This is a genomic window from Streptomyces sp. NPDC002994, from assembly GCF_040611155.1.
Classification (GTDB): domain Bacteria; phylum Actinomycetota; class Actinomycetes; order Streptomycetales; family Streptomycetaceae; genus Streptomyces.
In genome coordinates, this window is record NZ_JBEXNQ010000047.1 from 1 (window position 1) to 11,770 (window position 11,770).

Genomic DNA, 11,770 nt, shown 5'->3' on the forward strand with positions numbered 1-11,770 from the left:
CGGCGCGCAGCACAGCATTGCTCATGCAGATGGCCGGTGCGTGGAGTCCCCCGGGGGGGGGGTGAGGGCGGGAGGCGGGGCCCGGGGGGCGGGGGTGGGGGGGGGCGCCCCCGACCCCCCCCCCCCCCGCCTCCCGCCCCCTCCCCCCCCGCACCCCCGGTGGTCACCCACCGTGATCCTTCCCACAGCGGCGGAGATCCTGCGTAACAGGGCTACGACTTCCCGCACTCCACCGGCATGATGATGCGGACCCTCCGCTTCCAGCGCCCCCCACACCACGCTCGCCCCGGGAGTCACCGCTTTGTCCGCAGTGCACCAAGCCCTCGCCGTCGTGGGCGCCGGCCCCCGTGGCACCAGCGTGCTCGAAAGGCTCTGTGCCTCCGTGCCCGCCCTGGCGCCGGACACCACGCTGACGGTGCATGTCGTCGACCCCGCACCGCCGGGCGCGGGCCGGGTCTGGCGTACCGGACAGCCCGCCGAGCTGCTGATGAACACGGTGGCCTCGCAGGTCACACTCTTCACGGACGCGAGCGTCGGCTGCGAGGGCCCGATACGCCCGGGACCGAGCCTGTACGAGTGGGCGGCCTCGCACGATGCGCCGCTCGGCCCCGACGACTACCCGACCCGTGCCTGCTACGGCCGCTACCTGGAGTGGGTCTTCCGCCAAGTCGTGTGCGGCGCCCCGGAGTCGGTCACTGTGCGGATACACGCGGCGCGCGCGGTAAACCTCCAGAACGGTCCCGGCGATCCCGACAGCCTCCAGACCATCACTCTCGACAACGGCGAGACGCTCACCGGCCTCAGCGCCGTCGTCCTCGCCCAGGGCCATCTGCCGGTGCACGCGGGCCGGTCGGAGTCGCGTTTCGCCGAGTACGCCGAGCACCACGGCCTGCGCTACCTGCCGCCCGCGAACCCGGCCGACCTCGACCTCTCGGCCCTCGCACCCGGCGAAACGGTCCTGCTGCGCGGCCTCGGCCTGAACTTCTTCGACCACATGGCGCTGTTGACGGCGGGGCGCGGCGGAACGTTCACCCACGCCCCCGGCGGCGGCCTCGTCTACCACCCGTCGGGCCGCGAGCCGCGCCTGTACGCGGGGTCGCGGCGCGGCGTACCGCACCAGGCACGCGGCGACAACGCGAAGGGCCCGTACGGCAGGCACGAGCCGCTGCTCCTCACGCCCGGCGTGATCGCGGCCTTCCGCACCCGCGCGGACGCGGGCGATCCGCCCGACTTCCTGGCCGAGATATGGCCGCTGGTCGCCAAGGAGGTGGAGACGGTCTACTACGAGACGCTGCTCGGCACGCAGGCCACTTCGCGCAGCGAGGGCTTTCGGGGGCGTTTCCTCGCCACCGCGCACCGCAGCGCCCAGGAGGCGGACGTACTGGGGGACTTCGGCGTACCGCACGAGGAACGCTGGTGCTGGGATCTGACCGCCCGCCCGTACACCGGCCACACCTTCCGCGACCCGGCGGACCACCGCGCCTGGCTGCTGCGCCACCTGCGGCGGGACGCGGCGCACGCGGCGCTCGGCAACGTCGCGGGCCCACGCAAGGCCGCCCTCGACGTACTGCGCGACCTGCGCAACGAACTGCGGCAGATCGTGGACCACGCCGGGCTGCCGGGCGCGTCCCGCCGCGACCACCTGGACCGCTGGTACACGCCGCTGAACGCCTTTCTCTCCATAGGCCCGCCACGCCGCAGGATCGAGGAGATGACGGCGCTGATAGAGGCAGGCGTACTGGACGTCATAGGCCCACGCATGACGGTAGAAGCAGCACACAACGCCTTCATCGCCTCCTCCCCCGACATAGCGGGGTCCGAGGTCTCGGTCACGACCCTCATCGAGGCGCGACTGCCGGAGCCCGATCTGCGGCGTACGTCGGACGAACTCCTCGCACGGCTCCTGAAGACCGGCCAGTGCCGGCCACACACGGTGGACGGGTACGAGACGGGTGGCCTGGACGTCACGCGCCGCCCGTACCACCTGATAGACAGTCAAGGACGGCCGCACCCACGTCGGTTCGCGTTCGGAGTGCCCACGGAGGGCGTGCACTGGGTGACCGCGGCGGGCGCCAGGCCCGGGGTGGACTCGGTGACACTGACGGACGCGGACGCGGTGGCGCGGGCGGCGCTGCGGGCGGCGGTGACGGTACGTACGACCACGGTCCTGACCTCGCCACCGACGAACCGAACTCCGTCAGCCTGAGCAGCGCGTCATTCCCACTCCCCCGTTGAACGTGACATGTCCAACATCGTCGCGCCCCTGACGATCTCGGCCGATATGGCAGGCGTACGCTGTATGGCTGTATGCCGCCCCTGCCGCTCCCCTGCGACGTCGCGGCGTTGTTACGAACCGGGGAGTCACGTTGTTCGAAAGTGTGGGGGCGCTGACCGGCAGCCCATGGATCTACGCGGTGATCGCGGTCTCCGTCGTCATGGACGTTTTCCTGCCCGTTCTGCCCAGCGGGGTACTGGTGATCACGGCCGCCACCGCCGCCGCGGCGGGCACCACGACCGCCACCACCGTCGCCGCGGGAGCGGCCGGCCAGGTGGCCCACCAGGTGCCCGACATCCTCGCGCTGCTGGTGTGTGCGACGACCGCGTCCGTACTGGGTGACTTCGTGGCGTACCGGCTGGCCTGGCGCGGCGGCGAACGCCTCGACCGGGCCATCGCCCGCTCACGCCGCCTGACCACCGCGCAGGAACGTCTCGGCACCGCGCTCAGCCGCGGCGGCGGCATCCTCGTCGTCATCGCCCGCTTCGCCCCGGCGGGCCGCTCCGTGGTCTCGCTGGGCGCGGGGGCGGCGCACCGCAAGGTGCGGGAGTTCCTGCCCTGGTCGGTCCTGGCGGGCGTGGCGTGGGCCGGCTACAGCGTGGGGCTCGGCTACTTCGGCGCCCAGTGGCTGGGCGCGTCCTGGCTGGGCGCGGCGGTCTCACTGCTGGCGCTGTTCATGGCGGGCTCGCTGGCGGCGATGTTCGTACGCCGCCCAGTCCCGACACCAGCACCGGCAACGCCCTAACCCCTCTGCTTGACCACCCCTCCCCCTCGCACCTCGATCCCGGCGAGGAGCTTCCGGGTCGCCTCGGCCACTTCGTCGACGGCCTGGTCGAAGACCTCACGGTTGTGAGCGGCGGGCACGCGGAACCCGGAGACCTTGCGTACGTACTGCAAGGCAGCCGCGCGGATGTCTTCGTCGGTGGCCTCTTCGGGGAGGACGGGCGGACGGAGCGTCTTGATGCTGCGGCACATACAACGACGGTATCGCCAGTCAGCGGTTGCCGGCGAGGAGCGCTTCGGTGATGAGCCGGACGGCGCGGGCGAGCCGGTTGAGCTGCTCCAGCTCGACGGCGTAAAGCCGGATCGTCCCCTCGATGACCGCTTCGGACACGCCGAGGGTGGGCAGCTCCGCACGGCAGGTCCGCAGTGCGACCCGTACGGCCCGGATCTCGTGCTCGACCTGGAGCTGAGCGTGGCGGGCGAGGAGGACGGGGTGGCGGGTGAGCGTCGAGTATCCGGCGTAACGCGCCGGCAGGAGATCCCGCAGCCAACGGGCCGCCGTGCGCTCCCAGTCGTGACTGCCGGGGGCCTTGACCTGGCACGGCCAGTCCGGGCTGAGCGGTGAGAGGGTCTGGGACATCGTCGTCGCTCCGGCGGGTGGGGGACGGGCTCTGATCGCGGGGTGCCGCGGGGATATGTGGGCGGTCCCGGCCCAGGGGTAGACCGGGACCGCCGGGGAGGGCCGTCCGCCGAGGAAAGCGGACTGCCCGGAGAGAACACCCGTGGGCGACGTGAGGAGGAGTGCGCCGCTCATGGGTATCCACTGATGTGAAGTGCAAGGGCTCTGATGTGCTCTGACGGCCACAGGCAGTAAACATATATACCGCCGAGTACGCAAGGGTATGAAAAAATTCATACCCTGCGTGCGATGAAAGGACGCTCCGTAACCGGGGAACGGACGGGCGTCTCAGTCCTCGAGAAAGAATTTGTGCTGGTCCGCGACCTGCTCGTACCCCTCCAGCCGCGCCTGGGTGCGCACGGGGTCGGCATCGGCCATGGCCTGGAGGACGGCGGCGGACAGGACCCCCGGCGCCGAGTAGGAGTCGAAGACGAGGCGGGATCCGGTGCCGGCGGTGAGTGCCACGTCGGCCTCATCGACAAGCGAGCCGAGCGTCAAATCAGTGATCAGCGCGACGCGCAGCCCGGTGCTGCGGGCGGCCTGAATCGCCGCCAGCGTCTCGTTGGCATGCCGCGGCATCGCGAACGCCACCACCCACGTCCCGCCGGCTTCCCGCGACTGGAGCAACGCGTCGTAGGCGACGCTGCCCCCGCGGGTCACCAGCCTCACGTCGGGATGGATTCGCCGCGCCGCGTAGGCGAAGTACTCCGCCAAGGACACGGAGATCCGCAGCCCGAGAACCGTCAGAGGCATCGACCGAGCGAGCTCGCGCCCCACGTCGAGCACCCGACCGGGGTCGGCGAGGGTGCGCCGCAGGCTCTCCAGGTTCTCGATCTCGGCATCGACGGCTGCCTGCAGCTCGTTACGCCGGATTTCTTCCCGCGAACCGGCGACGGAGCTGAGCGCGATGGGCTGCAGGGCCTCCCGGAGCGCGGGGAACCCGCTGAACCCCAACGACGACGCGAAGCGCGTCACGGACGGCTGGCTCACCCCCACCCGTTCCGCCAGATCTGTGATCGACAGGAACGCGGCCTCGGTGAGGTGATCGACGATGTACTGGGCGATGCGCCGCTGCGCGGGAGACAGCCGGTGCCCACCGAACAGCGCGCGCACGCGGTCCGCGGGAGACCCCTCCGGGGATCCCTCCCCTTCCGGAGCCTGCCTTCCAGGCGTAATCGCAGACGCCTGTGCGCGTGCCTGCTGCCGTGATGGCACCGGTGTGCCTCCCTCTCGTCCCACTGACGCTCAACATAGCCGGTGTTTCCGACGGCGGGCACGGACGGCTTCGATCGGACGTGCGTCACTCACGACGCCTGGGGGCCTTCGCTTCGCGCGCGGCTTCCCTGCGCCTCTGGACGGTGTACGTGGACCAGTCGCCGCGGTGGAGATCGCACCGCGACGCGTCCATCATCGCCAGTCGCCGGCACCGGGTCCCCTTCTCCGTCAGCGCCCCACACCTGGACTGCGTACGAGCCACGATTCCCCCTTGGTCTCGCCTGCGTTCGGACCAGTCCAGGGTTACGGGCGTACGCCGCAGCCGGAAGGCGCACCGCTGCCCCAACCGGTGCACGGCGCCCCAAGGAGGCCGCTCGGGGCGCACACAGCTTCGTCCTCGGCTCACGCTTGCGGATGTGCTCCAGAACTCGGTGTCGTCGTCAACACCGGCCCCGGCTGTGCCGGTACGAGCGGGGATTCCGGCCCGGGTGAGGCGCCCGTGCTCCCGGCACCGATGCGTTGGGCGGTGCGCCGCCACAGCCGTCCCAGTAGCCGGTAGAAGCGGTCTGGCAGGAACACGGCGTCCGCGACGATCATGGCACCGGAGAAGAGAGGCAACCCCATGAGCACTGCAATACCGATGTGCATGCACAGCAGCAGGGAGAGGACGGGGTACTTGAGCCTGCCGAACAGCACGAACGGGAAGGCGACCTGCAAGAGGACCGTCATGTAGCAGGCGAGCGCGATGAGGACGGGGTACTCGTCCACGAGGTGGGAAAGTGCGGGCCAGGGCTGGAAGAGTTCGAGGTTCAGGGCGTAGTGGAGAGCGGTGCCGTTGCCCCAGGAAGCGCCCTGGACCTTGTACAGGCCCGTTGAGCCGTAGAGGAAGCAGACTTGGGCCGCGATGACGAAGATGCCGCAGTTGTGCACCACGGTGGTCAGGGTGCTGCGGGCGTCGCGGAGTTGCTGCGAGGAAAGGCTCCGCACTGGCTCCGGTGTGTCGCCCGCACGAGCCGCTTTGATCCGGCCTCTGCGTGCGTCCAGGGACCAGCGCCGACCGCACGCGGTGAAAACGAGGTAGACCGCCATCAGCAGGATTAGGTTGTCGCCCCCGTCCGTCATGAAGATCGCTCGCGCATGGAACGAGATCACCACGACGGCGAAGAGGACGGACAGGAGGCGGGTGCGCCAGCCCAGCATGAACAGAGCGGACGTGACGAGGGCCATCGCATAGCAGAGCTCGAAGTAGGCGCGACTGTCGGACAGGGTCAGGATGCTGTTCCACCCTGTCTGGTCGAAGAGCTGTCGCGCCAACGCGGGCGTCCACGGGGAGCTGGTACCCCAGATCTCGTGGCGGTGCGGGAACTCGCGCAACAGAAAGACCAGGTAGAGCAGTCCGTAGCCGATGCGCAGCACCGACGCGGCGTACAGGGACACCGGACGGTCGGTCACAAGGTCCCGCAGAGTGCGGATCCGGTCGACGGTCCACTGCACAGCGCCGGCGGACACGGTCTCTTGACTCGTTGAGACGGTCTTGGGGGTCTGCTCATTTCCCATGGGTGGTCACCTTCCACCAGGGCAGAAGCCGGGTCTCGGCGGGCGTCCGCGGGCGGCTGCTGGTTGCGGCGCCGGGTGCGGGGATGGGATGTGTGACGACACGAAGCTGAATGAAGTCGAATGTGCCGCTGTTGCGGTCAGCGACGCGGTCCGCGGCGATGTTGGTCAGATACTTCCGGATCATTACGGCGCGTTCCGTGCGTGCCTTGTCGTCTCCTCCGTGTGTTTCGGTGTAGGAGGTCCAGGCGCGACGCAGTAGGTTCTGCGCCGTGTGGCTCGGGAACGCATTGTGCTCGACTGCGGAATTGTCCCCGGCAGTCAAGTCGAACCAGGCGCTCACCTTGACCGATCCGTCGGCACCTGTGTGTGCGGTTCTCACCAGAATTTGCCGGTTGACGGAGTCGGGGTCCGGGGCGAAAAGGCGCCAATTCTGTTCGAAGTAGGGATACACCCATGCGTTGATCGCCGGGCTGTATCTCTTTGAGACGGTGTTGGCGGGCGCCACATGAAGGAACACGAGAACGACGTGGACGAGAGTCGTGACCAGACACAGAAACACGACGGTGCGCAGGCCTGCCTTCAGTACACGGGCACCCCATTTGCGCCCTCTAGAGGCGACCACTTCTCCATGACATGCCCGTGAGGCCGGACCGGAATCGGACTGCTGGAGGTCCTTCACGTCCGCTGTTTTAATCCCGCGCGACACCGCCCACCCTGTCTTTCTCATTTTCCTCACTGTCACTGAGGGCGCACGGCGGATTCGATGAGGATTCCGCCGTGCGCCGTTATGTGATGAGCGGGCTTACCGCAGTGTGCTGCCTAGCCCTTGTGGCTTACGGGCTTGTCGCCGTAGCCGTAGCTGTAGACGTCGTCCTCTTCGCCGTGGCCGGGCTTGTCGGGCGCTCCGTCATGGCCGTGGCCCGGCTTGTCGTCGTGATGGCCGGGCCCGCCAGGCTTGTCGTGGTGATGCCCCGGCCTGCCCGGCTTGTCGTGATGGCCAGGCCAATCGGGCTTGTCGTGGTGGTCGGGCTTGCCAGGCTTGTGGCCGGGCCCACCGGTGGTGTTTCCGGCGCTGTTGCCCTGCGTGTTCCCGCCGGTGGTGTTCCCGGCGGTGTTGCCCGCAGTGTTCCCGGAGGTATTGCCCTCCGTGTTCCCGGCGGTGTTGCCGGAGATGCTCCCCGAGGTGCTTCCGCCCACGACGCTGACGATGGGGCCGTCGAGGATGGGTCCGTCGAGGATGGGTCCGCCCAGGACACCTCCACTGATCAGACCCGTGGTGGTTCCGTTGGTCGTGCCATTCGTGGATCCGGCGCTCGTGCCGTTGGTCGTGCCCGTCGTGGTTCCGTTGGTCGTGCCGGACGTCGTTCCACCGGTCGCGCACCCACCGAGGAAGATCCGGTTGTTGTCGAGCGTCACGGCGCCGTTACGGGCCAGTGCCCGGCCCTCGATGTTCGCCCCCGTGGTCACGCTGATGGAGGTCAGAGCCATGATGGTGCCCACGAAGGTGGAGTAGGTGCCGAGGGTCGCCGAACTCCCGATCTGCCAGAACACGTTGCACGGCGAAGCGCCGTTCGTGAGGAGGACCCGGCTACGGGAGGCCGTCGTCAGGGTCGTGGGAATCTGGAACACCCAGACGGCGTTGGGGTTTCCCCCGGCGTTGAGGACCAGGTCGCCGTTGAGCAGGACACCGCCGGACTCGCGTGTGTGAACGCCCGGAAGCAGCTCCTGGCCCGCGCCGATTGCCGACCCGAGCGCGAAGTCCTGGGCCTGGCCGGCCGCGTTGTTGTATGCCACGACCAGATCGCTCTTGGCCAGGCGGGCCGGCACGTCCGCAGCGTGCACGACGCCGCGCACCTGGCCGGGCGGGAACCCGCTGATGGCCGGAGTCGGGTGTGTCCCAAGGTCGTGGTCGATCACCGACGGGCCGGTGTTGGTGACACCCGAGCCTGCCAGAACGGAGTAACTTTCCGTTGTTCCGAGAGGTACGGGTGTCGCGATGGCCATTGCCGTTGTCGGGGTCACAGCGACCATTACTACGGCGACCGTTGCGGCGAGAGCCGAGGCCAGCCAGCCGGACAATGCGCGGCGCGGAGCCGCTTGAGGGAACTGCAGCTTCATCGAGAGGCCATTTCCTTTGGGGGGCCGGGGCGTGGCGTACCGGGCCCTACCGTTCGCCCGGGAAGCCTTGGATTATGTCGCTGCATATTACGCAGGAAAATGCGCGTGTCAGCAATAAGTAGGGACAGAGGGGGAATGATTACGCATTCAACGGCGCGAAGCGCGATGAAAATATGTTAAGTCGCATTGTCCATAATCCGACATGGCCCCCAATGCGCAGGGTGCCATTACCTCAGATGAGGGAATAGCGCCTACCGGTTCATAAGCCCGACCGAGTCGTGCTCGAAGTAGCCCCGCCAACCAGGTGATCTCACAAACTCGCCGCATACGGGCGTGGCGATATTGGCCTTCCGTCCACCTGGCTGCGTCCGGCTTGGATCATCTGAATCGTTAGGCCGGATGCGCCTCGCTGGTACACACCCGCCGACGCGTAACGAGCCGCGGGCAGTCGGCCGCGACGTCCCGCCGCACCCACCGCAGATGAGAGGCCCTGACCAGGCGAATTGGTCGGAGGCCGCTCCTGGCGTCGCTCCCCGTGTCGTGATGGAGATCCTGGGTCACAGCCAGATCGCCGTCACGATGAACATCTACGCCCACGTCGTCCAGGACACGCGGCGTGAGGCAGTGAGCCACCTGGACACCGGATGCTTAGGCGGCGGCCGGTCGTACGTGACCATCCCCGTTGATGTCAGACGTGGATGTCATGTGGACTCTTTGTGGACTGCGAAAGCCCCCAGCCGTGATCGGTTGGGGGCTTTCCGCTGGTGGGCGCGGACGGTTTCGAACGCCGACATCTGCTTTGTAGGCCTGGCGCCACGCGTGGATACGTCCTCGCTGGTCGTCGTGCGAGCCACGGTGTCGAGGCTGCCGACGGGCGTTCGCCCCGCTTCGGGCTCCGAGTGTCCGTGGTTGACCGCTCGTGCCGAGGCCAGAGGGTCAGCCGTGTCGCGAAACTGGTACGCGAATGCCGGGACCAAGGTCAGTAGAAGTGGCCAACAACTGGGCTGCGGCTCGTAGCTCGTGTTCCCATGCCGGAAGATTGTCCGGTCCGATCCATTCGCTGCACTCCGCTGCGATGGAGAGGAACTGCGTCTCTCCTGAGTATGAGCCGCGACCGTCATCGAGAGCCGGTCGGCGACTTCCTTGGGACTGAGCCCGCCTTGCACGAGACCGAACGCGAGGCTCACGAGGAGACGTCGGCCGGCCGTCTCCTCGTCAGGAAGAGGCACGTCGAGTTCACCCAGGGCCTGGACGTACAGCTCGCGGACCTCAGTCGCATTGCTCCGGCGCGGCAGGCCAGCCAGCTCACGCAGGGCAGGAGAGTCGTGACCATCAACGAGCGCGTGCGCAGCGAGCATTGGAAGATCCTCGGAGTGGAGTACCTCTGCCACGTACTGCCAAGCATTGTCCTGCAACTGGTCCATGACGGCCATCGTGGAGGGCGCGAGGCGTTGTGACCAGCAGATTGCTGTTCTGGGTTCCGATGCCCCAGTCTGGGGCTCCTCTGCGCACGGCTCCGGAGGGCGCTTCGGTATCCGAAGTGTGTGCAGGTCACAGGGGACGCGGTCCGTCCACAGATAGTCCACGGGCGGTCTGTGACTACTACCCGTCGGCTTCATCCGACAGGGTATGGCCGACCATCACCGGCACAACTGATCACGGGCGGCCGTGACCTGCGCCGCCTTATCGATCAAGGCCCTGACCTGCTGCTGAGCTGTCGGCAGTTGTCGACGTTGGTCACCATTGAGCGCCCTTCCATGGCCCGGAAGGGCGCTCATGCGTGGGTGTGTCCTCTCAGGCCCCACTCAACTGTTGGTAAGGAGATGCCTGTTGCGCGTGAGCAACACTGCCGACACCTCACCCTGTGTGCCTTACACGCCGTAACCTGGACCTTGTACCAACCGTCGGCCGGGGAGGGGCGTTCGGTGAGTGACGTGGTGTTGGCGGGGGCCGTAGCGGATCCAGATGAGGAACAACCCGAGTCTGATGATTTCGATTTCGATGGGCATGCTGCACTTGCTAAGGATGAGTACGAGAAGGTCTATCCTCTGTACGAGGAATTTTCCAGCGTCACCGAATCCATCATCAGCACTTGCCTGTCGAACTCAAACATAAGTACGCATTCCATTACTAGTCGACCGAAATCTATAGACGGGTTCCAGCGTAAAGCAAGGAAGGCTTCGTCCGAGAATCCGAATAGCCCGCGCTACGGCAAGCCCTTGCAGGAAATAACAGATCTCGCCGGAGTGCGTGTAATCACATATTTCCTCAATGTGGTTCGAGATGTCGAAACGGTGATCCAAGAGCAGTTTGAGGTGCTTGAGCGGATCGACAAATCCGAAGCCTTCGAGAAGGATCGACGTCTAGGATATCAAAGTCTTCATTTCCTCGTGCGTCTGAAGGAGAACCGCTGTGCTCTGCCTGAGTACGCTAAGTTTTCGGGACTGACGGCGGAAATCCAAGTGCGCACGATCTTGCAACACGCTTGGGCTGAGATTGAACACGACATCCAGTACAAGGCCGTCTATGCCCTGCCCTCGCAGATCCGCCGGCGCTTCATGGCTCTGGCTGGCGCCCTAGAGATCGCCGACCGAGAGTTTCAAGCTATCGCTAAGCAGGACCGGCGTCTTCGCGAGGCAGCTTTGAAATCTGTGGCCGACGACGAGTTGAGTGGCGTGGAGATCACGCCCGATGCCCTGAAGGCTTATCTGGACAAGGAGTTTGGGCCTGACGGGCGCATGTCTGACTACTCGTATTCTTGGACGGTTGGGCTCTTGAAGGGCCTGGGGTTCATTGACCTAAACGAGCTAGACGAATTCCTCTCCGGATACAATCACGGCCAGGTTAGTCGAGCGCTTCATGGGTCCCGCCAAGGGCAGCTAACGAGGCTTGAAGACGTGCTGATGGTGGTCGCGGGGGAGGAATATGCGATTCGGCATCCATGGAATCGGCAAGATAATGAGTGGTTCCGAGAAATGATTGATCGACGCCTGGCGAAGGCCCGAGAAAAGGGTTACGCGGTGGGCGCCAAGAAGCTGCCAGATCGAGGACGCGGCACGACCGGTGGCTAAATGGCCCCGTAAGCTGATGGCGAGTCGGGCAGTCTGTGGACCTGCCCGGTAAAGCACGACGTTGGGGCCATGATCTTAGAGGCTCGCCCCAAAGTGGCTGCCTAAAGCCTGCCTTAAAACCGTGGAGCCGGC

At 66.7% G+C, this 11,770-nt stretch carries 10 protein-coding genes; 4 read left to right on the top strand and 6 right to left on the bottom strand.

Annotated elements, in window-relative coordinates; genetic code table 11:
* Positions 1–301 precede the first annotated feature (301 nt).
* A complete protein-coding gene (locus ABZX79_RS36150; protein ID WP_355267754.1) occupies positions 302–2,206 on the top strand; it encodes an FAD/NAD(P)-binding protein in 1,905 nt (634 codons plus the stop codon).
* A 160-nt stretch (positions 2,207–2,366) separates the two neighbouring features.
* On the top strand, positions 2,367–3,020 hold the full coding sequence (locus tag ABZX79_RS36155; RefSeq protein WP_355267757.1) for a VTT domain-containing protein: 654 nt from the start codon (positions 2,367–2,369) through the stop codon (positions 3,018–3,020).
* On the opposite strand, the gene ABZX79_RS36160 is transcribed toward ABZX79_RS36155, so the two are convergent.
* The 6 genes from ABZX79_RS36160 to ABZX79_RS36185 all read right to left on the bottom strand — a co-directional run bounded on the left by ABZX79_RS36160 (position 3,017) and on the right by ABZX79_RS36185 (position 8,567).
* Positions 3,017–3,250 (bottom strand): DUF2277 domain-containing protein, encoded by a 234-nt coding sequence (locus ABZX79_RS36160; protein WP_355267760.1) that lies wholly within the window; start codon positions 3,248–3,250, stop codon positions 3,017–3,019. The two genes, ABZX79_RS36155 and ABZX79_RS36160, sit on opposite strands and share 4 nt — an antisense overlap.
* Positions 3,251–3,269: 19 nt before the next feature.
* Entirely contained in the window at positions 3,270–3,638 is a 369-nt protein-coding gene (locus ABZX79_RS36165; RefSeq protein ID WP_355267846.1) for a hypothetical protein, read from the bottom strand.
* Between the two features lie 327 nt (positions 3,639–3,965).
* Positions 3,966–4,892 (bottom strand): MurR/RpiR family transcriptional regulator, encoded by a 927-nt coding sequence (locus ABZX79_RS36170; protein ID WP_355267763.1) that lies wholly within the window; start codon positions 4,890–4,892, stop codon positions 3,966–3,968.
* 402 nt (positions 4,893–5,294) lie between these two features.
* Positions 5,295–6,449, bottom strand: coding sequence for an HTTM domain-containing protein (locus tag ABZX79_RS36175; protein ID WP_355267766.1), 1,155 nt, complete (start codon positions 6,447–6,449; stop codon positions 5,295–5,297).
* Positions 6,439–7,176: a DUF5819 family protein gene (locus tag ABZX79_RS36180; protein ID WP_355267769.1), complete on the bottom strand. Its 738-nt coding sequence runs from the start codon at positions 7,174–7,176 to the stop codon at positions 6,439–6,441. The genes ABZX79_RS36175 and ABZX79_RS36180 overlap by 11 nt, the downstream gene beginning before the upstream one ends.
* Positions 7,177–7,268: 92 nt before the next feature.
* Positions 7,269–8,567: an ice-binding family protein gene (locus ABZX79_RS36185; protein ID WP_355267772.1), complete on the bottom strand. Its 1,299-nt coding sequence runs from the start codon at positions 8,565–8,567 to the stop codon at positions 7,269–7,271.
* 1,160 nt (positions 8,568–9,727) lie between these two features.
* Between ABZX79_RS36185 and ABZX79_RS36190 the strand changes: the two genes are divergently transcribed.
* Positions 9,728–10,024 (top strand): hypothetical protein, encoded by a 297-nt coding sequence (locus ABZX79_RS36190; RefSeq protein ID WP_355267775.1) that lies wholly within the window; start codon positions 9,728–9,730, stop codon positions 10,022–10,024.
* Between the two features lie 468 nt (positions 10,025–10,492).
* Positions 10,493–11,638 carry a RelA/SpoT domain-containing protein gene (locus ABZX79_RS36195; RefSeq protein WP_355267778.1) on the top strand — a complete coding sequence of 382 codons (1,146 nt, stop codon included), beginning with the start codon at positions 10,493–10,495 and terminating at the stop codon, positions 11,636–11,638.
* Positions 11,639–11,770 lie beyond the last annotated feature (132 nt).

Bases quoted from the DNA above. Each gene is read 5' to 3' on its own strand.
- ABZX79_RS36165 (WP_355267846.1), bottom strand. From the start codon at position 3,638: ATGTCCCAGACCCTCTCACCGCTCAGCCCGGACTGGCCGTGCCAGGTC.
- ABZX79_RS36180 (WP_355267769.1), bottom strand. From the start codon at position 7,176: ATGAGAAAGACAGGGTGGGCGGTGTCGCGCGGGATTAAAACAGCGGAC.
- ABZX79_RS36160 (WP_355267760.1), bottom strand. From the start codon at position 3,250: ATGTGCCGCAGCATCAAGACGCTCCGTCCGCCCGTCCTCCCCGAAGAG.
- ABZX79_RS36175 (WP_355267766.1), bottom strand. From the start codon at position 6,449: ATGGGAAATGAGCAGACCCCCAAGACCGTCTCAACGAGTCAAGAGACC.
- ABZX79_RS36185 (WP_355267772.1), bottom strand. From the start codon at position 8,567: ATGAAGCTGCAGTTCCCTCAAGCGGCTCCGCGCCGCGCATTGTCCGGC.